This is a genomic window from Anaeromyxobacter sp. (assembly GCA_016718565.1).
Lineage (GTDB): Bacteria > Myxococcota > Myxococcia > Myxococcales > Anaeromyxobacteraceae > JADKCZ01.
In genome coordinates, this window is the sequence record JADKCZ010000001.1 from 599,359 (window position 1) to 622,666 (window position 23,308).

Annotated in this window: 23 protein-coding genes; 13 read left to right on the forward strand and 10 right to left on the reverse strand. The window is 74.9% G+C overall.

From position 1 onward, the window contains the following. Positions 1–42 precede the first annotated feature (42 nt). The 8 genes from argH (at position 43) to IPO09_02630 (ending at position 6,445) form a co-directional block, all read left to right on the forward strand. Positions 43–1,443 (forward strand): argininosuccinate lyase, encoded by a 1,401-nt coding sequence (argH, locus tag IPO09_02595; GenBank protein MBK9516240.1) that lies wholly within the window; start codon positions 43–45, stop codon positions 1,441–1,443. After that, complete coding sequence (locus tag IPO09_02600; protein ID MBK9516241.1) at positions 1,440–1,586, forward strand: hypothetical protein; 147 nt, start codon at positions 1,440–1,442, stop codon at positions 1,584–1,586. Before argH ends, IPO09_02600 begins: the two co-directional genes overlap by 4 nt. Further along, positions 1,583–2,866: a diaminopimelate decarboxylase gene (gene lysA, locus IPO09_02605; GenBank protein MBK9516242.1), complete on the forward strand. Its 1,284-nt coding sequence runs from the start codon at positions 1,583–1,585 to the stop codon at positions 2,864–2,866. Before IPO09_02600 ends, lysA begins: the two co-directional genes overlap by 4 nt. A 41-nt stretch (positions 2,867–2,907) precedes the next feature. Then, positions 2,908–3,792, forward strand: a complete 885-nt coding sequence (locus IPO09_02610) for a 4-hydroxy-tetrahydrodipicolinate synthase (protein ID MBK9516243.1) — start codon at positions 2,908–2,910, stop codon at positions 3,790–3,792. A gap of 61 nt (positions 3,793–3,853) precedes the next feature. Beyond that, positions 3,854–4,663 carry a 4-hydroxy-tetrahydrodipicolinate reductase gene (locus IPO09_02615; protein ID MBK9516244.1) on the forward strand — a complete coding sequence of 270 codons (810 nt, stop codon included), beginning with the start codon at positions 3,854–3,856 and terminating at the stop codon, positions 4,661–4,663. 7 nt (positions 4,664–4,670) lie between these two features. Further along, positions 4,671–5,423 carry a fumarylacetoacetate hydrolase family protein gene (locus IPO09_02620; GenBank protein MBK9516245.1) on the forward strand — a complete coding sequence of 251 codons (753 nt, stop codon included), beginning with the start codon at positions 4,671–4,673 and terminating at the stop codon, positions 5,421–5,423. A gap of 76 nt (positions 5,424–5,499) precedes the next feature. Further along, positions 5,500–5,988: a 2-amino-4-hydroxy-6-hydroxymethyldihydropteridine diphosphokinase gene (gene folK / locus IPO09_02625; protein MBK9516246.1), complete on the forward strand. Its 489-nt coding sequence runs from the start codon at positions 5,500–5,502 to the stop codon at positions 5,986–5,988. Positions 5,989–6,154: 166 nt separating this feature from the next. Continuing rightward, positions 6,155–6,445, forward strand: a complete 291-nt coding sequence (locus IPO09_02630; protein MBK9516247.1) for a cytochrome c — start codon at positions 6,155–6,157, stop codon at positions 6,443–6,445. A 13-nt stretch (positions 6,446–6,458) separates the two neighbouring features. Here the strand turns inward: IPO09_02630 and IPO09_02635 are convergent, their stop codons facing one another. From IPO09_02635 to IPO09_02645, 3 genes are read right to left on the reverse strand one after another with little or no spacing between them, the layout of a single operon-like run. Beyond that, entirely contained in the window at positions 6,459–7,049 is a 591-nt protein-coding gene (locus IPO09_02635; GenBank protein MBK9516248.1) for a hypothetical protein, read from the reverse strand. Beyond that, a complete protein-coding gene (locus IPO09_02640; GenBank protein ID MBK9516249.1) occupies positions 7,046–7,795 on the reverse strand; it encodes a class II aldolase/adducin family protein in 750 nt (249 codons plus the stop codon). The genes IPO09_02635 and IPO09_02640 overlap by 4 nt, the downstream gene beginning before the upstream one ends. Positions 7,796–7,817: 22 nt before the next feature. Further along, positions 7,818–8,954, reverse strand: a complete 1,137-nt coding sequence (locus IPO09_02645; protein ID MBK9516250.1) for a KpsF/GutQ family sugar-phosphate isomerase — start codon at positions 8,952–8,954, stop codon at positions 7,818–7,820. Between the two features lie 94 nt (positions 8,955–9,048). Here IPO09_02645 and fsa point away from each other — a divergent pair, with 94 nt between their 5' ends. The 3 genes from fsa (at position 9,049) to IPO09_02660 (ending at position 14,211) form a co-directional block, all read left to right on the forward strand. After that, entirely contained in the window at positions 9,049–9,696 is a 648-nt protein-coding gene (gene fsa, locus IPO09_02650) for a fructose-6-phosphate aldolase (GenBank protein MBK9516251.1), read from the forward strand. A gap of 167 nt (positions 9,697–9,863) precedes the next feature. After that, on the forward strand, positions 9,864–11,063 hold the full coding sequence (locus tag IPO09_02655; GenBank protein ID MBK9516252.1) for an efflux RND transporter periplasmic adaptor subunit: 1,200 nt from the start codon (positions 9,864–9,866) through the stop codon (positions 11,061–11,063). Positions 11,064–11,079: 16 nt separating this feature from the next. Then, positions 11,080–14,211 carry an efflux RND transporter permease subunit gene (locus IPO09_02660; protein MBK9516253.1) on the forward strand — a complete coding sequence of 1,044 codons (3,132 nt, stop codon included), beginning with the start codon at positions 11,080–11,082 and terminating at the stop codon, positions 14,209–14,211. A gap of 12 nt (positions 14,212–14,223) precedes the next feature. On the opposite strand, the gene IPO09_02665 is transcribed toward IPO09_02660, so the two are convergent. The 6 genes from IPO09_02665 to IPO09_02690 all read right to left on the reverse strand — a co-directional run bounded on the left by IPO09_02665 (position 14,224) and on the right by IPO09_02690 (position 19,790). Beyond that, positions 14,224–16,170 (reverse strand): PAS domain S-box protein, encoded by a 1,947-nt coding sequence (locus IPO09_02665; GenBank protein ID MBK9516254.1) that lies wholly within the window; start codon positions 16,168–16,170, stop codon positions 14,224–14,226. 376 nt (positions 16,171–16,546) lie between these two features. Continuing rightward, the gene (locus tag IPO09_02670) at positions 16,547–17,449 is read right to left on the reverse strand and encodes a zinc metalloprotease HtpX (GenBank protein ID MBK9516255.1); all 903 of its coding nucleotides are present in this window, start codon (positions 17,447–17,449) and stop codon (positions 16,547–16,549) included. Between the two features lie 2 nt (positions 17,450–17,451). After that, entirely contained in the window at positions 17,452–17,691 is a 240-nt protein-coding gene (locus tag IPO09_02675; GenBank protein MBK9516256.1) for a hypothetical protein, read from the reverse strand. 118 nt (positions 17,692–17,809) lie between these two features. Further along, the gene (locus IPO09_02680; protein MBK9516257.1) at positions 17,810–18,253 is read right to left on the reverse strand and encodes a hypothetical protein; all 444 of its coding nucleotides are present in this window, start codon (positions 18,251–18,253) and stop codon (positions 17,810–17,812) included. 9 nt (positions 18,254–18,262) lie between these two features. After that, a complete protein-coding gene (locus IPO09_02685; GenBank protein ID MBK9516258.1) occupies positions 18,263–19,069 on the reverse strand; it encodes an alpha/beta fold hydrolase in 807 nt (268 codons plus the stop codon). Positions 19,070–19,199: 130 nt separating this feature from the next. Beyond that, positions 19,200–19,790 carry a hypothetical protein gene (locus IPO09_02690; protein MBK9516259.1) on the reverse strand — a complete coding sequence of 197 codons (591 nt, stop codon included), beginning with the start codon at positions 19,788–19,790 and terminating at the stop codon, positions 19,200–19,202. A gap of 157 nt (positions 19,791–19,947) precedes the next feature. On the opposite strand from IPO09_02690, the gene aroF reads away from it, so the two are divergent. Both aroF and IPO09_02700 read left to right on the forward strand, forming a co-directional pair. Then, positions 19,948–20,964 carry a 3-deoxy-7-phosphoheptulonate synthase gene (gene aroF / locus IPO09_02695; protein ID MBK9516260.1) on the forward strand — a complete coding sequence of 339 codons (1,017 nt, stop codon included), beginning with the start codon at positions 19,948–19,950 and terminating at the stop codon, positions 20,962–20,964. Between the two features lie 108 nt (positions 20,965–21,072). Further along, positions 21,073–21,354: a pyrimidine/purine nucleoside phosphorylase gene (locus IPO09_02700; protein ID MBK9516261.1), complete on the forward strand. Its 282-nt coding sequence runs from the start codon at positions 21,073–21,075 to the stop codon at positions 21,352–21,354. A gap of 64 nt (positions 21,355–21,418) precedes the next feature. On the opposite strand, the gene IPO09_02705 is transcribed toward IPO09_02700, so the two are convergent. Next, positions 21,419–23,236 (reverse strand): DUF885 family protein, encoded by a 1,818-nt coding sequence (locus IPO09_02705; GenBank protein MBK9516262.1) that lies wholly within the window; start codon positions 23,234–23,236, stop codon positions 21,419–21,421. Positions 23,237–23,308 lie beyond the last annotated feature (72 nt).

Here is a 23,308-nt window from a genome sequence, read left to right on the forward strand (position 1 = left end):
CCTGCCCCGGCCCGGCGCGGCGTGCTAGCCTCCTGCCCCCCTATGCGCACGAAGATCAAGGCCAGGCCCATCTCGCGGGCGGCCCTCTCCGGCGAGGCCGATCCGCGCCTCGTGGCCCTCTCGGTGTCCATCCAGGACGACGGCGCGCTCTACGCCGAGGACATCCGCGGCAGCCAGGCCCACGTGGCCATGCTGGCGGCCCAGGGCATCGTGCCCAGGGCGGTGGCCCGGCGCCTGGTGAAGGCGCTCGACCAGGTGCGGGCCGAGTTCGCCGCCGGGAAGATCGCCCTCGACCCGGCCCTGGAGGACGTCCACACCCACGTGGAGCGGCGCCTCGGCGAGCTGACCGGCGCCGACGCCGGCTACCTGCACGCCGGCCGCAGCCGCAACGACCAGGTGGCGCTCGACGAGCGGCTCTTCATCGTGGGCGCCTGCGACCGCACCGACGCTGCGCTGGCCCGGCTGCAGCGGGCCCTGCTGGGCCAGGCCGCCGCCCACGAGCGGACCCTGCTGCCCGGCTACACCCACCTGCAGCGCGCCCAGCCGGTCTCGCTGGCGCACCACCTGCTCGCCTACCTGGAGATGCTGGGGCGCGACCGGGCCCGGCTGGCCGAGGTGAAGGCCCGGGCCGCGGTCTCGCCCCTCGGGTCGGGGGCGCTGGCCGGCACCACCCTCCCGCTCGACCGGCAGCTGGTGGCGGACGCGCTGGGCCTGACCGGGGTGACCCGCAACTCGCTGGACGCGGTCTCGGACCGCGACAGCGCCATCGAGCTGCTCTTCGCGGTGGCGCTGGCGGCGGTGCACCTCTCCCGCCTGGGCGAGGAGATCGTGCTCTGGACCACCCGCGAGTTCGGCTTCATGTCGCTCGACGACGCCTTCGCCACCGGCTCGTCGCTCATGCCGCAGAAGAAGAACCCGGACGTGGGCGAGCTGGCCCGCGGCCGCGCCGGGCGCGCCCTCGGCGACCTGGTGACGCTGCTCAGCATCGTGAAGAACCTGCCGCTCAGCTACAACCGGGACCTGCAGGAGGACAAGCGGCCGCTGCTGGGAGGCCCGGAGGCGCTCTGCCTGACCACCGACGCCCTGGCCGGCGCGGTGGAGACCGCCACCTTCCACGTCGAGCGGATGGAGGAGGCGCTGGGCGGCGGCGAGGCGCTGGCCACCGACGCGGCCGAGTACCTGGTGGACCGCGGGGTGCCCTTCCGCCACGCCCACGAGGCGGTGGGCGCCGCCGCCAAGCTGGCGGCCCGGCTCGGCAAGCCGCTCTCGGCGCTGACCGCCGCGGAGTGGAAGGGGCTCCACCCCAAGTTCGAGCGGGACGTGGTGCGGTGCTTCGACGCCCGCCGCTCGCTCGGGCGCCGCGAGCTGCCCGGCGCGCCGGGGCCCAGGGCGGTGCGCGCCGAGCTCCGGCGCTGGCAGAAGCTGCTCGGGGTGAAGCGGTGAGCCGCACCTTGGCGCTGCTGCTGGCCGCCGCCCTGGGCGCCCTGACCGCCTGCGGCGTCAAGGCCCCGCCCCGGGCCGCCGGCGCGCCGGAGAAGTCCCCGGTCTCCGACGTCCTCGAGCCCGCCAAGGAGGCCCGCCGGTGAACCACTTCCTGGCCAGGCGGGGCGCCCTGCACGCCGAGCGGGTGCCGCTCGCGGCGCTGGCCGCCGAGCACGGCACGCCGCTCTACGTCTACTCGGCCGCCACCCTGACGCGGCACTGGAAGGTGCTGCACCGCTCGCTGCGCGGCCTCGACGCCACCGTCTGCTACGCGGTCAAGGCCAACTCCAACCTGGCGGTCCTCTCGCTCTTCGCCCGGCTCGGCTCCGGCTTCGACATCGTCTCGGGCGGCGAGCTCTACCGGGTGCTCAAGGCCGGCGGCGACCCGCGCAGCGTGGTCTTCAGCGGCGTGGGCAAGCGCGACGACGAGCTGGCCTTCGCCCTCGACGCCGGCGTGGGCACCCTCAACGTGGAGAGCGGGCCGGAGCTGCAGCGGGTGGCGGCGGTGGCGCGGCGCCTCCGGGTGCGGGCCCCCATCGCCCTGCGCGTCAACCCGGACGTCGACCCCGAGACCCACCCGTACATCGCCACCGGCCTGCGCGAGTCCAAGTTCGGCGTCTCGGTGGAGGAGGCCGGCCGGCTCTACCGGCTGGCGGTGCAGGACCCGCACCTCGACGTGCGCGGCGTGGCCTGCCACATCGGCTCCCAGATCACCTCGCTGCGCCCCTTCGTGGACGCGGTGGTGCGGGTGCGCCGGCTGGCGGAGGAGCTGGGCCGGGCCGGCATCCACCTGCGCCACCTCGACGTGGGCGGGGGCCTGGGCGTCACCTACAAGGACGAGTCCCCGCCGACGCCCGAGCAGTACGGCGCCGCCATCAAGCGGGCGCTGCGGGGCTGGACCGGCCAGGTGCACCTCGAGCCGGGGCGGGTGCTGGTGGGCAACGCCGGCGTGCTGGTGACGCGGGTGCTCTACGTGAAGGAGACCGCGGCCAAGACCTTCGTGGTGGTGGACGCCGCCATGAACGACCTGGTCCGCCCGGCCTTCTACGACGCCTGGCACGCCATCGAGCCGGTGGTGGCCCCACCCAGGGGCGCCCGGCGGGTCACCTGCGACGTGGTCGGGCCGGTCTGCGAGTCCTCCGACTTCCTGGCGCGCGACCGCGCGCTGGTCCGCCCGGCCGAGGGCGACCTGCTGTGCGTCCGCACCGCCGGGGCCTACGGCTTCACCATGTCCTCCAACTACAACTCCCGGCCGCGCGCCGCCGAGGTGCTGGTGGACGGCTCCAGGGCGCTCCTGGCCAGGGCCCGGGAGACCTACCCCGATCTGGTGCGCGGCGAGGTGGCGCTGCCCGGGGCCCGCCGGTTCAAAGCCCGCCGCGGATAGGCTACTCTCCTCAACCCTTCTCACCTCACCAGGAGCCCCCGATGCGCCTCGAAGGATCGATGGTCGCCATCGTCACCCCGTTCAAGGACGGGGCGGTGGATCACCGGAGCCTGCGCGACCTCGTCGAGTTCCAGCTCGCCGGCGGGACCGACGGCATCATCCCCTGCGGCACCACCGGCGAGGCGGTCACCCTGACCGCCCGCGAGCGGTACGAGGTGGTGAAGACGGTGGTGGAGCAGGTGAAGGGGCGCGCCGCCGTCATCGCCGGCGCCGGCTCCAACGCCACCCACGAGGCCATCGAGGGGGTCAAGGCGGCCAGGGAGCTCAAGGCCGACGCCGCCCTGGTGGTGACGCCCTACTACAACAAGCCGACGCAGGAGGGGCTCTTCCAGCACTACCAGGCCATCGCCCGGGCCACCGGGTTCCCGGTGGTGGCCTACAACGTGCCCTCGCGCACCGCGGTCGACCTCCTGCCCGAGACCGTGGCCCGCCTGGTCAAGGCCGGCGCCATCGTGGGCATCAAGGAGGCCACCGCCAACCTGGACCGCCAGGTCCAGCTGGTCGAGCTGTGCGGGAAGGACGCGCTGGCCTACCTCTCCGGCGACGACTTCACCGTGCTGCCCTACATCGCCTGCGGCGGCCACGGCGTCATCTCGGTGGTGGCCAACATCGCCCCCCGGGCCATGAAGGAGCTGGTGGTGGCGGCCCGGGCCGGCGACCTGGCCGGCGCCCTGGCGAAGCAGGTGGCCATGGCCGAGCTCAACCGGGTCATGTTCGTCGAGACCAACCCCGGGCCGGTCAAGGCCGCGGTGGCGCTCCTCGGGCTGGCCGGGCCGGAGCTGCGCCTGCCGCTGGTGCCGGTCTCGGAGGCCAGCCTGGCGAAGGTCCGCGCCGCCATGTCGAGGTTCGGCCTGAAGCTGGCCTGAGCACCCCCCTGACGGCGCGCGCCGGCCCCGCGGGCCGCGCGCCGCCCCCACGGAGAAGCACATGATCAACGTCGTGGTCACCGGCGCCGCCGGCCGCATGGGGCGCGAGATCGTCCGGCTGGTCCTCTCCACCCCGGGCCTGCGCCTGCACGGCGCGGTGGAGCGCGCCGGCCCCGCCATCGGCCAGGACGCCGCCCAGCTGGCGGGCCTGCCGCCGGCCGGCGTGCCGGTGGTGGAGGGGCTGGCCGCCGCCCTGCCGGGCGCCGGCTGCCTCGTCGACTTCACCCACTTCGAGGCCTCGGCCGCCCACGCCGAGGCCTGCGCCGCGGCCGGGGTGGCGGTGGTCATCGGCTCCACCGGCTTCACGCCGGAGGCCAGGGCCCGGGTGGCGGCGGCGGCGGCGAAGGTGCCGGTGCTGCTCTCGCCCAACATGAGCGTGGGCGTGAACGTGCTCTTCGAGCTGGTCCGCCAGGCCGCGGCGGTGCTGGGCGAGGCCTACGACGTGGAGATCGTGGAGCTCCACCACAAGAAGAAGAAGGACGCGCCGAGCGGCACCGCCATGCGCCTGGCCGAGGTGGCGGTCGAGGCGCTGGGGCGCGACGCGGCCGCGGACCTGTGCTTCGAGCGGCACGGCATGATCGGCGAGCGGCCGGCCCGCGAGATCGGCGTGCAGACGGTGCGCGGCGGCGACATCGTCGGCGAGCACACCGTCTACTTCTGCGGCGAGGGCGAGCGGCTGGAGCTGACCCACCGGGCCACCGCCCGCGAGCAGTTCGCCCGCGGCGCGGTCCGCGCGGCCCTGTGGCTGGGCGGCCGGGCGCCGGGCCTCTACGACATGGCCGACGTGCTCGGCTTCCGGAAGGGCGGGTGAGGGCGCCATGAGGACCTGCCGCTACCGCCACGGCATCGACGAGCGCTGGGGGCTCGTCGAGGGCGACGCCGTCCGCCCCCTCACCGCCGAGCCGTGGGCCGGCGGGCTGCCCGAGGGCAAGCCGGTCCGCCTCTCCGAGGTGGTGCTGCTGGCGCCGGTGCGCCCCAGCAAGGTGGTGTGCGTCGGGCGCAACTACGTGGCCCACGCCCGCGAGCTCGGCAACGAGGTGCCCAAGGAGCCGCTCATCTTCCTCAAGCCCTCCACCGCGGTGGTCGGGCCCCAGGAGGCCATCGTCTGCCCGCCGCAGTCGAGGGACGTGCAGCACGAGGCCGAGCTGGGCGTGGTGCTGGCGCGGGCGCTCACCCGGGCCAGCCCCGCCGAGGCCAAGGCGGCGGTCTTCGGGTGGACCTGCCTGAACGACGTGACCGCCCGCGACGTCCAGCGCGAGGAGAAGCAGTTCACCCGCGCCAAGGGGTTCGACACCTTCTGCCCGGTCGGGCCGGTGGTGGAGACCAACCTGGACCCGGTGGACCTGACGGTGCTGTGCCGGCTCAACGGGGTGGAGACCCAGCGCGGCTACACCCGCGACATGGCCTTCGACCCCTACGCCCTGCTCTCCTACATCTCACACGTCATGACCCTGCTGCCGGGCGACCTGGTGGCCACCGGCACGCCGGAGGGGGTCAGCCGCATGCAGCGCGGCGACTGGGTCGAGGTGGAGATCCCGGGGATCGGCATCCTGCGCAACCCGGTGACCTGAGCCCCGCCGGGGAGCCCCGCCCGCCCGCGCCGGGCGCTGGCGCCGCGCTCCCGCCCGCGCTACACCTCGCCCCCTCATGCGGGCCTACGTCGGCGTCGGCACCAACCTCGGGGACCGGTGGGCCCACCTCGCGCTGGCCGCCCGGGCGCTCAGGGCCACGCCGCGGGTGGCCCTCACCCGGGCCTCGCGGGTGCACGACACCGCGCCGCTGGGGCCGCCGCAGCCGCGCTACCTGAACGCCGTCCTGGAGCTGGAGACCACCCTGCCGCCCGTGGCCCTGCTGGCCGAGCTGCAGCGCATCGAGCGCGAGGCGCTGCGCCGGCCGGCGGTGCGCTGGGGGCCGCGCTCGCTGGACCTGGACCTGCTGGTGTGCGGCCCGGCGATCCTGGCGCTGCCCGGCCTCACCCTGCCGCACCCCGGCCTGGCCTCGCGCCGCTTCGTGCTCGGCCCGCTCTGCGAGCTGGCGCCCGGGCTGCTGGTGCCGGGCGACGGGCGCAGCGTGGCGGAGCTCCTGGCGGTGGCGCCCCCCTGGGATGGGGTGGCGGTGGGGCGCTACCCGGCCTGAGGCCCCGCGGCGGGCCGCCGCGGGTGAATGTCCCGGCCCGTCCGGCCGTCTCCTCTCACGGGGGGCGCACGGACCGGGGATGACCCCGGCCCCGCGGCGTGTTAGGTGGCTGGCCGCGGCCGCACCGGCCTCGAGCGCCGCACCTCACCCCCGCCAGGAGCCCGCCATGAAGCGCCTCGCCCTCCTCGTCGCCCTCGCCGCCCCCGGGCTCGCCGCCGCCGGCGAGTCGGGCCTGGTCATCTTCCACACCCAGTGCTCGCGCTGCCACGGCCCCGACGGCCGCGGCCAGGCGGTCTTCAACACCCCGAGCTTCCTCACCTCCAAGCTCTCCGCCGCCGAGATGGAGCAGGTCATCGCCAAGGGCAAGGGCAAGATGCCCTCCTTCGGCGCCAAGCTCACCCCCGCCGAGATCACGGGCGTGGCCGCCTACGTCAAGGCGGGGCTCCCGGCCAAGTAGGGCCAGCGCCCCCTCACTCGACCTCCTCGTCCTCGGGCTCGAGCGGGTTCCAGGTCCAGGCCTGGGCCGCGAACAGCTCGGCCTCGGCCTGGTCGAAGGCCGGGTGCAGCTCGTGCCGGTGGCCTTCGGGCAGCACCACCGGCCCCTCGTCCATGCCGGCGGCCCGCAGCACGGGCTGGTAGGCCTCCAGCCGCCCGTACAGGTAGAGCAGCTGGTGCTGGTCGTAGACCAGGGTGGAGGGCTCGACCGCCGAGCCGAGCCAGAGGTGGTGGCGGCCGTCCTGCTCCAGGAAGTCCCGGAAGCGCGCCAGGAAGGTCGTCAGCGCGGCGCGCGGCAGCGGCCGGGTGGCCTGGTAGCGCCCGGGCGGTCGCAGGGTGCGGGTGGTCAGCAGCACGTAGACCACGTGGAAGGGCTCCGGCAGCGTGCGCGCCAGGTCGAGCAGCAGCCCGACCTGGTCGCGGTCGGGCGCCGCCACCAGGCGCGCCGGGCCGTGCTGCTCGGGCTCGAGCCGCCAGGCGTGGCTGTGCTGGTGGGCCACCGGCCCGCCGGGACCGGGCACCGTGAGCTTGGCCAGCCTGGCCAGCGGCGCGCCAGGCCCGCTCACGCCCGGCCCGCGGCCCGCAGCACCGCCGCCACCTGCTCGGCGGCCAGCGGCCGGCAGCTGCCCAGGGCGCGCGCCAGCACCGCCATGCGCGCCACCCGCTCCAGCGTCTCCATCCGGTCCACCGCCTCGGCCACGGTGCCGCCCAGGCACAGGGCCCCGTGGCGCGCCAGCAGCAGCACGTCGTGGTCCGGCAGCAGCGGCGCCAGCGAGGCCGGCACCTCGGGCGTGCCCGGCACGGCGAACGGGGCCACCACCACCTCCCCGAGCGAGACGGCGGCCTCGGGCACCAGGTGGCCGGGCCAGCCGGCGCCGGCCACCGTGAGCGCCACCGCGGTGATGGGGTGGGCGTGCACCGCGGCGGCCGCGTCGGGCCGGGCCGCGTAGACCGCCAGGTGCATGGCCAGCTCGGTGGAGGGGCGGCCGTGGCCCGAGATCACCGCGCCCTCGCCGTCCACCACCAGCAGGTCGCCGGGCTGGAGCGCCCCCTTCGACACGCCGGAGGGGGTGACCAGGAAGGTGCCGTCGCCGCGCCGGGCCGAGAGGTTGCCCTCGCCGGCGCCGATGAGGTCGCGGTCGTACAGCCGGCGGCCGGCGGCGCAGAGGGCGTGGCGCAGGGCCTGATCGGCCAGGGCCAGGCGGTCCTCGGTGGAGGCGGGGCCGGCCGGCCGGGCCGGGGCGGGGGCCGCCGGGCGGGTGGGGGCGGGGCCGCGCGGGCGGCCAGGGGTGCGGGCGGGCGGGCGGGCCATGAGGTCCTCCGGGCGCGGCGGGTCAGATGATCTTGGCGGCCAGCAGGTCCTGCACGTCGAGCAGGCCGACCATGCGCCCCTCGCCGTCCACCACCGGCACCTGGTCGATGCGGGCCTGGCGCAGCACCCGGGCCGCGTCCACCACCAGGTCCTCGGGCCGGATGGTGCGCGGGTTGCGCCCCATGGCGGTGGCGATGGGCCGGGTGAAGTCGGTCTGGCCGTGCTCCACCAGGCGGCGCAGGTCACCGTCGGTGAAGATGCCGACCAGCTTCCCGGCCGCGTCGTGCACGCCGGTGGCGCCCGGGCGCCCGGGGGTGACGGTCATGACCGCCACCGCGGCCGAGAGCGGCGCCGACTCGGCCACCACCGGGCAGGCCTCGCCCTGGCGCATCAGCTCGCGCACCTTCATGAGGCCGCGCCCCAGCTTCCCGCCGGGGTGGTAGAGGGCGTACTCCTCGCGCGAGAAGTCGCGGTTCTCCAGCACGGTCATGGCCAGGGCGTCGCCCACCGCCAGCAGCACGGCGGTGGAGGCGGTGGGGGCCAGCCCCATGGGGCAGGCCTCCTCGACGTTGCCGATGGCGATGGCGAGGTGGCTGCCGCGCGCCAGCGGGTTCACCGTGTCCCGGGTGATCGAGACGATGCGGGCGCCGATCTTCTTCAGGGCCGGCAGCAGCCGCAGGATCTCCTCGGTCTCGCCGGAGTTGGAGAGGGCGATGACCACGTCGTCGCGCGAGACCCGCCCCAGGTCGCCGTGGGCCGCCTCGGCCGGGTGGATGAAGTAGGAGGAGGTGCCGGTGGAGGCCAGGGTGGCCGAGATCTTCTGGGCCACGAAGCCGGGCTTGCCCATGCCGGTGACCACCACCCGCCCGGTGCAGCCCAGGATCCACTCCACCGCGCGGGCGAAGGGGTCGCCGAGCACCACCCGGCCGATGGCGGCGGCCTCGGCGGCCAGCACGGTGCGGCCGTACTCGGCCATGGCGCGGGCGCCGGCCGGGCCGGGGGCGCGGGGCTTCCGGGCCGCGGCGGCCCCGCCGGCCCGGGCGGCGGGGCGGGTCGGGCGGGCGGGCGCGGCGGCCGGGCGCGGGCGGGCGCCGGTGGACTGCGGCGGGCGGCGCGCGGCCCGGGTGGCGGCGCGTGTCACGGCTCGGCGGGTGGTCATCGCGGCGCGCAGTATGGCACGCACGGTCGGCTTGCGGCAGGGCGCGGCGGTGCGCTATTGCCTGGCCTCCACCACCCCCGGAGAGCCCCCCGTCATGAAGTTCTTCATCGACTCCGCCGACCTCGGCGAGATCACCAAGGCGCTGGACCTCGGCCTGTGCGACGGGGTCACCACCAACCCGTCGCTGGTGGCCAAGACCGGCCGGAGGTTCGACGACGTGCTCCGCGAGATCGTGGCGCTGAAGCCCGGCCCCATCAGCGCCGAGGTGACCTCGGTGGACGCCCCCGGGATGCTCCGGGAGGCCGAGCACTACGCCAGGTTCGGCGAGGACGTGGTCATCAAGATCCCGCTCATCGTGGAGGGCCTGAAGGCGGTCAAGGAGCTGACCCGCCGGGGCATCAAGACCAACGTCACCCTGTGCTTCTCGGCGGTGCAGGCGCTGCTGGCCGCCAAGGCCGGCGCCACCTACGTCTCGCCCTTCGTGGGACGCCTCGACGACGTCTCCGAGGACGGGATGGCGCTCATCGAGCAGATCGTCGAGATCTACGGCAACTACCAGTTCAAGACGCAGGTGCTGGTGGCCTCGGTGCGCCACCCCATCCACGTGCTGCAGTCGGCCCGGATCGGGGCCGACGTGGCCACCATCCCCTACAAGGTCATCGAGCAGCTGGCGCAGCACCCGCTCACCGACAAGGGGCTCAAGCAGTTCCTGGCCGACTGGGAGAAGGTCCCCAAGGTCTAGCGGGACGCTCCGTGGGGGTGCCGGCGCCCCCGGCCGGAATCCCGGGCGGGGCGCGCGGCTGCGCCCCAGCGTGAAATGTCGCCGCGGCTGGCTTGCCAGCGCGCCGTGTCCCGTCTAGGTCATGGGGCCTCTTCCCCACACGACCTCTCACCCGGACGCGCGCGCCCATGAAGACCAGGACCAAGATCTGGGCCGGCACCATCGCCGGCCTCCTCATCCTCGCCGGACTGCTGGTCGGCGTGAAGGCCGGCCAGATCCGCACCATGATGGCCGCCGGCGAGGGCTTCAGCATGCCCCCGGAGGCGGTCACCTCGGCCACCGTGGAGGCCAGCTCGTGGCAGCCGGCCCGCCCGGCCATCGGCACGCTGGTGGCGGTGCGCGCCGTCACGCTGGGCTCGGAGCTGCCGGGCCTCATCCGCGAGGTCACCTTCGAGTCGGGCCTCACCATCCGGCGCGGCGCCGTGCTGGTGCGGCTCGACACCTCCACCGAGGAGGCCCAGCTCCAGGCCGCCGAGGCCGACGCCGAGCTGGCGCGGCTGGGGCTGGAGCGGGCCCGCAGCCTGCGGCAGGGCGACGCCACCTCGCAGGCCGAGCTGGACGCCGTGCAGGCCCGGGCCCGCCAGGCCGACGCGGTGGTGGCCCAGCTCAAGGCCACCATCGCCAAGAAGACCATCCGCGCCCCCTTCGACGGCCGCATCGCCATCCGCCAGGTGGAGGTGGGCCAGGTGGTGGCGCCCGGCACGCCCATCGCCTCGCTCCAGTCGATCGACCCCATCCACGCCGAGTTCTGGCTGCCGCAGCAGGCCCTGGCCGACCTGAAGGTGGGCCAGCGGGTGGCGCTCAAGACCGACACCTTCCCGGACCAGCAGTGGGACGGGCAGCTCGACACCATCAACCCCGAGGTGGACGTGGCCACCCGCAACGTGCGGATCCGCGCCACCGTGCCCAACCGGGACGGGCGGCTGCGGCCCGGCATGTTCGTCAACGTGGAGGTGGTCTCGGGCGAGCGGCGGCCGGTGCTGCTGATCCCCGCCACCGCCGTCCTGTTCGCCCCCTACGGCGACTCGGTCTACGTCATCGAGGACGCGGCCAAGGCGCCAGCCGCCGCCGCGGGCCAGCCGGGCGCGGCGCCGCCCGGGCCGGCGGCGGCCGGGAAGCCGGCCCAGGCGGGCGGGCTGGTGGCGCGGCAGCGCTTCGTGCGGCTGGGCGAGCGCCGCGGCGACCTGGTGGCGGTGGCCTCGGGGGTGGCGGCCGGCGAGCAGGTGGTCTCGAGCGGCGGCTTCAAGCTCCGCAACGGCGCCGCCGTGGTGGTGAGGAACGATCTGGCCCCGGACGCCCGGCTCGCGCCGCGGCCGTCCGAGCAGTGACGCGCCGGGAGGCCCCATGAAGTTCACCGACCTCTTCATCCGCCGGCCCGTCATCGCCGTCGTCGTCAACCTGCTCATCCTCATCGCCGGCCTGCAGGCCATCCGCTCGCTCAACGTGCGCCAGTACCCGCGCAGCGAGAACGCCGCGGTGGTGGTCACCACCGCCTACGTGGGCGCCAACGCCCAGCTGGTGCGCGGCTTCATCACCACGCCGCTGGAGCGGGTCATCGCCTCCGCCGACGGCATCGACTACATCGAGTCGGAGAGCCGCCAGAACGTCTCCACCATCCGGGCCCGGCTCAAGCTGGACCACGACGCCACCCGGGCGCTGGCCGAGATCAGCTCCAAGGTGGACCAGGTGCGCGGCGACCTGCCGCCCGAGGCCCAGGTGCCGGTGCTCGACATCGAGTCCACCGACAGCCAGTTCGCCGCCGCCTACCTGAGCTTCTCCTCCGACTTCCTCCAGCAGAACGAGATCACCGACTACCTGGTGCGGGTGGTGCAGCCGCGCCTCTCGGCCCTGGACGGGGTGCAGCGCGCCGACATCCTGGGGGCCCGCACCTTCGCCATGCGCATCTGGCTCAAGGCCGACCGGATGGCGGCCCTCAACGTCAGCCCGGCCCAGGTGCGCCAGGCGCTGGCCGCCAACAACTACCTGGCGGCGGTGGGCCAGACCAAGGGCTCGCTGGTGCAGGTCAACCTCACCGCCAACACCGACCTGCGCTCGCCGGCCGAGTTCGAGCGGCTGGTGGTGCGCGAGCAGGGCGGGGCGGTGGTGCGGCTGGGCGACGTGGCCCAGGTGGTCCTGGGGGCCGAGGACTACGACGCCCAGGTGAACTTCAGCGGCAAGACGGCGGTCTTCATCGGCCTGTGGGCCCTGCCGAACGCCAACTCGCTGGACGTCATCAAGCTGGTGCGGGCCGAGATGGACGGCCTGCAGAAGGAGCTGCCCGAGCAGATCGAGGCCCGCATCGCCTACGACGGCACCGCCTACATCCAGAGCGCCCTCGACGAGGTGGTGCGCACCCTGCTGGAGACCCTGCTCATCGTGGTGGTGGTGATCTTCCTGTTCCTCGGGTCGTTCCGCTCGGTGCTGGTGCCGGTGGTGGCCATCCCGGTGTCGCTCATCGGGGCGGTCTTCCTCATGCAGGTGTTCGGCTTCACGGTGAACCTGCTCACCCTGCTGGCCATCGTGCTCTCGGTGGGCCTGGTGGTGGACGACGCCATCGTGGTGGTGGAGAACGTCGAGCGCCACCTGCGCCGGGGGCTCTCGCCGGTGGAGGCGGCGCTCACCGGCGCCCGCGAGCTGGTGGGGCCCATCATCTCCATGACCATCACGCTGGCGGCGGTCTACGCCCCCATCGCCTTCCAGGGCGGCCTGACCGGCTCGCTCTTCCGCGAGTTCGCCCTGACCCTGGCCGGCGCGGTGACCATCTCCGGGGTGGTGGCGCTGACGCTCTCGCCGGTCATGTCGGCCGGGCTGCTGCGCGCCGAGCACCAGCACCGCGGCTTCGCCGGCCTGGTGGACCGCACCTTCGAGCGCATCAAGGCCACCTACTCGCGCCACCTGGACGTCTCCTTCGGCGCCCGCGGCGCCATCTACGCCGCCTGGATCGTGGTGAGCCTGCTGGCGGTGGCCATGTTCGTGATGGCGCCCAAGGAGCTGGCGCCCACCGAGGACCAGGGGGTCATCTTCGGCATCGTCAACACGCCCTCCAACTCCACCCTGGACCAGGTGGGCCCCTCGGTGAAGGCCGTCAACCAGCAGCTGCTGGAGATCCCCGAGACCAACTTCACCTTCCAGATCTCCTTCCCGGCCGGCGGGTTCTGGGGCGACGGCCTGAAGCCCTGGGACCAGCGGACGCGCACCGCCTTCGAGGTCCTGCCCGAGGTGCAGCGGCGGCTCTCGGCCATCCCGGGGGTGCAGACCTTCGCCATCCTGCCGCCGGCGCTGCCGGGCGGCGGCAACTTCCCGGTGGAGCTGGTGCTGGCCTCCACCGCCGAGCCGACCGAGATCCTGGCCTTCGCCGAGCAGCTGCAGCAGAAGGCGGCGCAGAGCGGCATGTTCGCCTTCCCGCCGCTCATCGACCTGAAGGTGGACCAGCCGGAGACCGAGGTGGAGGTGGACCGGGACCGGGTGGCCGAGCTGGGGCTGGATCTCGCCACCGTGGGGCGCGACCTCTCGGCGGCGGTGGGCGGCAACTACGTCAACCGCTTCTCGGTGGCCGGGCGCAGCTACAAGGTCATCCCGCAGCTGACCCGCCTGGAGCGGCTCAACCCGGAGCAGCTGGCGGAGGTGCACGTCACCGGGCCGGGGGGGCAGCTGGTCTCGCTGGGGACCATCGCCACCTTCCGCGACACGGTGGCGCCGCGCGCCCTCAACCGCTTCCAGCAGCTCAACGCCGTCAAGATCAGCGGCGTGGCCATCCGGCCGCTCGACGAGGCGCTCGGCTTCCTCGAGGACCAGGCGGCCACCATCCTGCCCAAGGGCTACACCCTCGACTACACCGGCGAGTCGCGCCAGCTGCGCACCGAGGGGGACCGCTTCCTGCCGGCCTTCCTGCTGGCGGTGGTGCTGATCTTCCTGGTGCTGGCGGCCCAGTTCAACAGCTTCCGCGATCCGTTCGTCATCCTGGCGGGCTCGGTGCCGCTGGCCATGTTCGGCGCGCTCGTCATGACCTTCCTGAAGATGCCCAACCCCAACCTCCCGTTCTGGACCGACGGGTGGACCACCACGCTCAACGTCTACTCGCAGGTGGGGCTGGTCACGCTGGTGGGGCTGGTGGCCAAGAACGGCATCCTCATCGTGGAGTTCGCCAACACGCTGCAGGAGGCGGGGCACAGCAAGGTGGACGCGGTGCGCGAGGCGGCGGTGACGCGCCTGCGCCCCATCCTCATGACCAGCGTGGCCACGGTGTGCGGCCACTTCCCGCTCACCCTGGTGACCGGGCCGGGCGCCGAGGCGCGCAACAGCATCGGCCTGGTGCTGGTGGCCGGCATGGCCATCGGCACCGCCTTCACGCTCTTCTTCGTGCCGGCCATCTACCTGCTCATCGCCAAGGACCACCGCGGCGCGGCCGAGCGGGCGGCCGAGGGCGGCCCGGCCGGCGCGGTGCCGCAGGGGAGCGCGGCGGCGCCGCAGCGGTAGGGCGGAGGGCGCTCAGGGCCCGCGCGCCCGCGCCAGCACCTCCGCCACCTTCCGCTCCAGCGCGTCGAGGGAGAACGGCTTGGCGATGAAGTTTACGCCGGGCTCCAGCGCGCCCCGGTGGGCGATGGCGTTGGCCGGGTAGCCGGACATGAAGAGGACGGCCAGGCCGGGGCGCTGCCGCGCCAGCTCGGCGGCCAGCTCCCGCCCGCCCAGGCCGGGCATGACCACGTCGCTGAGGAGGAGGTGGATGCGGCCGGCGTGCCCCGCCGCGGCGGCCAGCGCCTCCTCGGCGCTGCGGGCCTGCAGCACGCGGTAGCCCTGCGCCCCGAGCGTCCGCGCCACCAGGCTCCGCACCCCCTCGGCGTCCTCCACGACCAGCACGGTCTCGTCGTGGGTGGGGGCGGGGGGCGGCCCACCGTCCGCGGGCGCGGGCGCCGCGCCCGCCGCGGGCGCGCGCGGCAGGTAGACCTTGAAGGTCGTGCCTCGCCCCGGCTCGCTGTACGCGGCGACGTGCCCGCCGCTCTGGCGGACGATGCCGTACACCGTGGCGAGGCCCAGGCCGGTGCCCTGCGGTCCCTTGGTGCTGAAGAAGGGCTCGAAGACCCTGGAGAGCGTCTCGGGGTCCATGCCGACGCCGTCGTCGCTCACCGTCAGCAGCATGTAGTCCCCTGGCTGGACGTCGGCGTGCCGCCGGGTGTAGGCCTCGTCGAGCGTGGCCTGGCCGGTCTCGATGGTGATGCGGCCGCCGCCCGGCAGCGCGTCGCGGGCGTTGACCGCCAGGTTGAGGATGACCTGCTCGAGCTGGCTCGGGTCGACCCGCACCAGCCAGGGCTCGGGGGAGAGGAGGCACCGCAGGTCGACGTCCTCGCCGATGACGCGGCGGAGCATCCGCTCGGTGCGGACCACCAGCTCGTTGAGGTCGAGCGTGGCGGGCTGCAGCACCTGCTTGCGGCTGAACGCCAGGAGCTGCCGGGTCAGGCCGGCGGCGCTGGCCCCGGCCGCGCGGATGAGCTCCACCTCCTCCCGCACCGGGCCCGCCAGGGTCCGCTCGGCCAGCAGGAACTCGCAGTTGCCGTTGATGACGGTGAGCAGGTTGTTGAAGTCGTGGGCCACCCCGCCGGCCAGGCGCCCCACCGCCTCCAGCTTCTGCGACTGCCGGACCTGCGCCTCCAGCCTGCGCTGCTCGCTCAGGTCGAGGAACTGCCCGAGCACGGCGACCACCTGCCCGGACGGGCTGCGCACGCCGCTGGCCAGCACCAGGGCCGGGAAGGTGCGGCCGTCGCGCCGGCGCGCCAGCAGCTCGGCGTTGGCCCGCTCGCCCTGGGCCACGTGCTGCAGCACCACCGCCGCCTCCTCGGGCCTGGCCCAGAACTCCACGGCGGACCGGCCGACCACCTCGCCGACGCCGTCGAAGCCCCACATGTCGAGGAACCGGTCGTTCACGAAGGTGAGCACGCCGTCCAGGCCGGCGAAGGCCACCGCCGCCGGGGAGTGGGCCAGCGCCTCGCGCTGCATGAGGAGCTGCTGCTCCATCTCGACGATCGAGGACACGTCGTGCGCCGTACCGATGGAGCGGAGGGGCCGACCGTCGGGGTCGTACCAGGTCTGGCCACGCTCCTGGACGTGCTTGACGCGGCCGTCCGGCATGAGCAGCCGGTGGATGGTGTCGTAGGGCGCCCGGTCGGCGACGGACGTGCGGTAGGCGCGGTCCACCCGGTCGCGATCCTCGGGGTGGACCAGGGCCAGGAAGGCCTGGTAGGACGCGCCGAACCGGCTGGGGTCGAGCTCGAAGAGCGTGAACAGCTCGTCGGACCAGCGGAGCTCGCCCCGGACGAGGTCCAGCTCCCAGCTGCCCATGTGGCCGATGCGCTGCGCCTCGCGCAGGTGGTCCGCGTCCAGGCGCGGCGTGGGGGCAGGCGCAGGCGCTCGGTCGGCGGTGCCTGGCTCTGGGCGGCTCATGCGGCACCTCCTGGCGCGGCTGCGTCCTTGGCGCGAGGATGCCGACGAGGCCCCCCGCCCCAGGCCCGGCGCCCGGAGGCGCTCCGGGGCCATGCCTGTGGGAGAGTAGACGCACGGTCCGGCGGACCCGGCAAGGCACGACGCCCTCCCGCGGGCCGGGGCCGCCCCGGGCGGGCAGCGCGCTGGTCCGGGGCGGGTCGGCGCCCGGGGCCGCGGACCGTCGGCACCGGCGCTGGCGCTGGCGCTCCGGCCAGGGGGGGTGATGCGGGGCGCCCGCTCGCCCGAGAAGCCAGCGGCCGGCGCCTCGCGAGAGGGCCGGCCGCCGGGGGAGCGCGCGCGGGCCCGGATCCCGCGCGGCGCTCCGCTCGAGCCTCGCTCAGCCGCGGGCGAAGGCGGAAGGGACGGCGGAGGTCGAGAGCCGGGGCGGCTGGCCCAGCTCGCGGGCCAGCGCCTCGAGGCGGCGGATGCGCTCCTCGGCCGGCGGGTGGGTCGAGAAGAGCCGGGCCAGCCCGGCCAGCGCGCCGCCGAAGGGGTTGACGATGAACAGGCTGGCGGTGGCCGGCGCCGCCTGGGCGGGCACCACCTCGGCCGAGCGCTGCAGCCGGGCCAGGGCCGAGGCCAGGGCCAGCGGGTCGCCGGTGAGGCGCGCGCCCGTCTCGTCGGCCAGGTACTCGCGCGAGCGGGAGATGCCGAGCTGCACCAGCGTGGCGCCGATGGGGGCCACCAGCATGAAGAGCAGGTTGCCGCCCGGGGAGCCCTCCTCGTCCTGCGCGCCACCGAAGAGGCCGGTGAAGGCGAGCAGGTTGGCGACCGACGAGACCGCGGTGGCGATGCCGGCCGCCACGCTGGCCACCAGGATATCGCGGTTCCGCACGTGGGCCACCTCGTGGGCCAGGACGCCGCGCAGCTCGCGCTCGTCGAGGAGCTCCACCAGGCCGCGGGTGACCGCCACCACGGCCCGCTCCGGGTTGCGCCCGGTGGCGAAGGCGTTGGCGGCCGGGTCGTCGACGAAGAAGACCCGCGGCTTGGGCAGGCCGGCCCGCAGGGCCAGCTCCTCGACCAGGGCGTGCAGGCGAGGCGCCTCGGCGCGCGGGAGCTCACGGGCCCCGTTCATCCGGAGCACGAGCTTGTCGGACCAGAAGTAGGAGAACAGGTTCATGCCCAGGGCCAGGGCCGTGAAGAGCCAGAAGGCCCCGGGGCCGATGGCGGCGCCGGCGCCCACCAGCAGCGCCGAGAGGGCGGCCAGCAGCAGGATGGTCTTGAGCTGGTTGAGGAACATGGTCACGCCACCTCGAGGGTGTCGGGGGTGAACGGGCGCGGCGCCGGGGTGCCGCCGCCGCGGATCAGCCGGAGCGCCGGGCGCGCCGGGGGGGAGGTGGGGGTGGGGGCGTGCCCGCGGACGCGGGCCAGCAGCCCCTTCAGCCGCTCCAGCTCGCGCCGCGTGATGCGGCCCGTCGCGTGGAGCTCGACGAGCCGGCGCCAGGTCTTCCTGCTCAGCCACTTCGTGCCGGTGATGTCCATGCGCTCGATCTAAGGCCGGCCAAGGCTGCGTCGAATAGAAAATGATCCATCGACACTGAGGTTTGGCCTCATGGTCACTCCGGGCCGATCCGGCCGACCGCCCCTGCCAGCGGGCTCCTCAGCCCTCCGTCACCCGGAAGAGCCGGCGCTCGGCCAGGTGGAGCGCGCCCACCAGGTCCTCGCGGGTGAGGCGGGCCCCGTCGGCGTACTCCTTGAGCGACAGGCAGCGCTCGGTCAGGAGGCGCAGCAGCAGGTGGGCCGCGGCCGCCTCGGCGTCGCCCTGCAGTGCGCCGCCGGCCTGGGTCAGCTGCTCCACCGCCTCGAACTGGCGCGCCAGGTCGAGCCGGGCCAGCTCGAGGGAGAGGCGCAGCACCGCCTGGCGCGGCGGGGCGGCGGCGCCGGGCCCCCAGCGGGCGCGCAGCGCCTCGCTCTCCCACTCCAGGTCGGCCGGCGGCCAGGCGGCCAGCTCGTCGGCCAGCTCCTGGGCGAAGCGCTCCAGGATGTACTGCTTCACCGGCTGCTTCTGCCGCTCGTACAGCCAGTCGAACCGCCGGTCGCGCACCCGGCCAGTCTACCCCACGGTCCGCGCACCCGGCGGCGCCGCGGCCCGCCCGCCCGCCACCACCGCCAGGGGAGGCCGCGCCGGCTGGCCGGCGGCCTCCAGCTCGCGCCGCAGCACCTGGTAGATCCCCTTCCTGGTGAGGAAGTCGAGGTGGCGGCAGTCCACCTCCACGTTGCGCACCAGCGGGCTGCCGGCCGGGTCCAGCACCGGCGAGGGCCAGATGGCCAGGGTGTCCTGCTTCGACCAGAGGGAGGTGAGGCGCACCTGGGGCGGCCAGCGCCCGGCGTGGAAGCGGCGCAGGAAGGAGCTCCCCGGCAGCAGCTGCGGGATGGAGGGGGCCAGGAGCGCGATGGGGAGGCCCAGCCAGGCCTTCGGCGTGCCGTGGAAGGGCGCCCCCAGCGCCACCACCGCCCGGGTGCGCCGCCAGCCGCCGAGCTTCTTCACGTAGTAGGCGCCCACCAGGCCGCCCTTGGAGTGGCCCACGATGGTGAGCGGCCCCAGGCCCGGGTAGCGCGCGTAGACCCGCTCCACCTTGGCGCGCACGTAGTCGGCCAGGTCGTCGATGCCGCGGGTGTTGTAGGCGCGCCGCAGGCCGCCCAGGTTGAGCGAGAAGACGCCGTAGCCGTCGCGCCGCAGCCGCGCCTCCAGCACGTCGAAGGTGCGCCGGGTCGAGAAGAAGCCGTGCAGCAGCAGCACCGGATGGGGGTGGCCGTCGAGGTCGGTCCGCTTCTCGACCAGGTTGTGGGTCCCGTCGAGGTCGAGCCACTCCCGGGCCGTCTGCTGCGCGTCGTCGAGGAACCGCCCCAGCCGCCCCATGGTCACCTCCTCCCGCACCCCTGATCTCGTGACCCCTGGGCGGAAGCGCAAGGGCCAGGCCGGCCCCGTGACCGGGGGAGGCGGGAGCCGGCGGACGCCGGGGCCCCGCCCCGGACCGGTGGGACGGGCCTCAGCCGGCGCGGGCCGGCCGCGCCTCCCAGCGGACCAGGAAGTGGGCGCCCCCCGGCCTGGGCTCCACCTCCACGCCGCCGTCCACCTGGCAGACGTCCAGGAAGGCCTCGAGCGCCCCGGCCATCGACTCCAGGTAGGACGGCCCGTCGAGGCCCGGCGCCGCCCCGGTGTAGGCGATGCGCACCAGCCCCTCGGAGGTGTCGGCCACCTGGAGCTCGCCGCAGCCTCGGCAGACGTGCCCGAAGCCGCGTCCCACCCAGCGGAGCAGCCCGGGCGGCGTCAGCCCGAACAGCGAGCTGGCGGAGCGCACCAGCCCGCCCAGCAGGCTGCCGGTCAGGTTGCGCCGCAGGCACTCGCGCGCCACCCGCCGGGCGCCCTCCAGGCCGAGCTCGGCGTGGGTGGCGCCGGCCACCTCCAGGTCCACCCGGGCCGGCAGGAAGTCGCTGCGGGCGGCGGTGTCCAGGGCCTCCCGCACCTCGGGGTGGAGGCGCGCCAGGATCCGCCCGGCCGCGCCGGGCGCGAGCGCCTCCGCCACCTCGAGCGAGGTGCGGGTGTGCTGCACGGCGATCTCGGGCGCGCAGGAGGACACGCCCCCGACCATAGCCCAGCCCACGGCCCCAGCGTGCGTCACCAGGTTGCCTTGTGGGCGGTGGAGCCGCGGGCTACATACCCGGCACCCCACCGCCCCAGGCCGCCGCGCCCGCCCACCCCGGCGGCCGCCGCGCCTCCCGCCCAGGAGCCGCCCGATGCTCATCGTGATGAAGCCGCACGCCAGCCAGGCCGAGGTCGAGGCGGTGGTGGATCGGATCCGCGCCCTCGGGCTGACCCCGCACGCCATCCCCGGGGCGCAGCGGGTGGCCATCGGCATCACCGGCAACAAGGGCGGGCTGGAGAGCGGGCCGTTCGAGGTGCTGCCCGGCGTGGGCGAGGTCATCCGCGTGTCGCAGCCGTTCAAGCTGGTGAGCCGCGAGGTCAAGCCGGAGGACACGGTCATCGACGTGGGCGGCGCGCTCCTGGGCGGTCCGGCCATCGCGATCATGGCCGGCCCGTGCTCGGTGGAGTCGCGCGAGCAGATCCTGGAGACCGCCCACGCGGTCAAGGCGGCCGGGGCGCGCTTCCTGCGCGGCGGCGCGTTCAAGCCGCGCACCAGCCCCTACGAGTTCCAGGGGCTCGGCGAGCAGGGCCTGAAGCTGCTGGCCGAGGCGCGCGAGCAGACCGGCCTCAAGGTGGTCACCGAGGTGATGGACCCGGACGACCTGCCCATGTGCCTGGAGTACGCCGACGTGCTGCAGCTGGGCGCGCGCAACATGCAGAACTTCTCGCTCCTGAAGAAGCTGGGCGCGGTGAAGAAGCCCATCCTGCTGAAGCGCGGCCCCTCGGCCACCATCCGCGAGTGGCTCATGGCGGCCGAGTACGTGGTGGCCCACGGCAACTACCAGGTGGCGCTGTGCGAGCGGGGCATCCGCACCTTCGAGACCGCCACCCGCAACACCCTGGACCTGAACGCCGTGCCGGTCCTGAAGGCCCTGACCCACCTGCCGGTGGTGGTGGACCCGTCCCACGGCATCGGCCTGCGGGCCCACGTGGCCGCCATGGCGCGCGCCGGCGTGGCGGCCGGGGCGGACGCCATCATCGTGGAGGTCCACCCGCGCCCGGAGCAGGCGCTCTCGGATGGGCAGCAGTCGCTCACCCCGCCGGAGTTCGTGGAGCTGATGCGGCAGGTGCGCATCATCGCCAGCGCGGTCGGCCGCGCCATCGCCTGACCGGTCGGGCGTGGCGCCTGCCACGCAGGCGCGAGGCCGGGCCGCCTGGCGGGGCCGCGCCGGCCTGCCGTTGACCACCCCGCCGCCGCCGTGCGAGGACTCCGGGCCATGCTCACGCACAACAGCTACTTCGAGGCCAGGGTCCAGAGCGTCGGGTTCGAGCGGAACGGCCGCCGCGCCACCGCCGGGGTGATCGACGTGGGCGAGTTCCACTTCGGCACCGACGCGCCCGAGCGGATGACGGTGGTCTCCGGCGAGCTCCTGGCCAGGCTGCCCGGCGAGCCGGCCTTCCGGTCCTTCCCGGCCGGCACCAGCTTCGAGGTGCCGGGGAAGAGCGGCTTCGACGTGAAGGCCACCGCCCCGGCGGCCTACCTCTGCGAGTTCCTCTAGGCGGCCGGCTCCCGTCCGCCGGGGCCGCCCGGCCCGGCGGGGTGGCGGCGGGTGGGCCGACGGCTCAGCCGCGCGCCGCCTTGCCCTTCTCGGTGGCGATCCAGCCGGCCACCCGCGCCTCCAGCACGTCGAGCGGCAGGCTGCCGCCGCCCAGCACCACGTCGTGGAAGCCGCGCAGGTCGAAGGCCGGCCCGAGCTCACGGGTGGCCCGCTCCCGCAGCGCCAGGATCTGGAGCTGCCCCACCTTGTAGGCCAGCGCCTGCCCGGGCCAGACGATGTAGCGGTCGGTCTCGGCCTGCAGGTCCACCTCGTCCATGGCCGAGTGGTCGCGGAAGAACTGGACCACCTGGGCGCGGCTCCAGCGCCTGGCGTGCAGCCCGGTGTCCACCACCAGCCGGATGGCGCGGAGCATCTCGTCCTCCAGGTGGCCGTAGTAGCTGGGGCCCGCCTGGAAGCGCCCCACCTCGCGGCCGAGCCGCTCGGAGTAGAGGGCCCAGCCCTCGGAGTAGGCGTTGTAGCCCAGCCAGAAGCGGCGCTGCGGCGGCAGCGCCTCCAGCTCCTGCTGGATGGCGATCTGCAGGTGATGGCCCGGCACCGCCTCGTGGTAGGCGGTCGACTCCATGGTGATGGTCTTGCGGTTGGCGAAGTCGCCGGTGTTGACCTCGATGCGGCCGGGGCGCGAGCCGTCCGGCGAGGCCGGCACGTACTGGGCGCCGGCCGCCTCCTTCTCGCGGAACTCCTCGATGGCGGCCACGGTGAAGTCGGCCCTGGGCAGCCGGCCGAAGAGGCGGGGCAGCTCCCGGCGCATGGCGTCGAGGTGCCCGCGGTAGATCTCCAGGATCTGCTCGCGCGAGGTGGGTCGGAGCGCGGGGTCGGCGGCGATGGCGGCGCGGAAGGCGGCCAGGTCGGCGAAGCCGGCCTTGGTCGCCACCGCCCGCATCTCGCCCTCGATGCGGGCCACCTCGCGCAGGCCCAGCTCGTGGATCTCGTCGGGGGTGAGGGGGGTGGTGGTCGACTCCTTGGCCCGGAAGGCGTAGCGGGCCGCGCCGTCCGGCAGGGACCAGAGCCCCACCTCGGTGCGCCCGCGGGGCGCGTACTCCTCCCGCACGAACCTGGCGAAGCGGGCGTAGGCCGGCAGCACGGCATCCTTCACGGCGGCCAGCAGCCGGGCCCGCAGCCGGGCCTGCTCGGCGGCCGGCAGGTCGGCCGGCAGCTGCTCCAGGCAGCGGGCGAACGGGGTGGCCTCGGGCTGGAGCGCCGCGATCCCCTCGGCCTGGGCCGCCACCTTCTCCAGCAGGAAGCGGGGCGGCATGAGCCCGGCGGCCATGCCGAGCCGCATGTTGGCGATGGTGTCGTCGAGCTGCCGCGGCAGGTGGCCGAGCCGGATGGTCCAGCTCTCGAAGTCCTGGGCGGAGCCGAACCGCAGCATCGAGGGGAGCCGCGCCGCCATCAGGTGGATGCCGTCCATCTGGTTGACCGGCATCTTCCAGCCCTCGAAGCGCGCCCCCTCCAGCTCCTCCTCGAAGGCGCGGATCATGAGGGTGCGGGTCAGCGCCTCCTGCTCGCTGAGGCCGGCCGGGTCCAGGGCCTGGAAGCGGGCCAGGAAGCCCCGGGTCTTCACCAGGTCGGCCGCCACCGCGGCGGCCGAGACGTCGGAGGAGCGGTCGTCGTAGCGGTGGTCGCCCAGGATGCTGGCGTACTCCGGCGCCTGGGCCAGGAAGTACTCCCAGTGCTCGGCGAGCAGGGCGGCCAGGGCCGTCCGGTTCACCTCGCCGCGGCCGGCGTCGGCCGCGGCGGGCGCCGGCGAGGCCGGTCGGGGGGATGCGGCGGTGGTGGCGCAGGCGCAGAGCGCAGCGGCGGCGAGGGCGGTGAGGTGGCGCATGGGGTCCTCTCGGTGTGGGCGGGCGAGGCGGTGCCCTCCGCAGGCGGCCTGGACCCTACGCCTTGGAGGCGC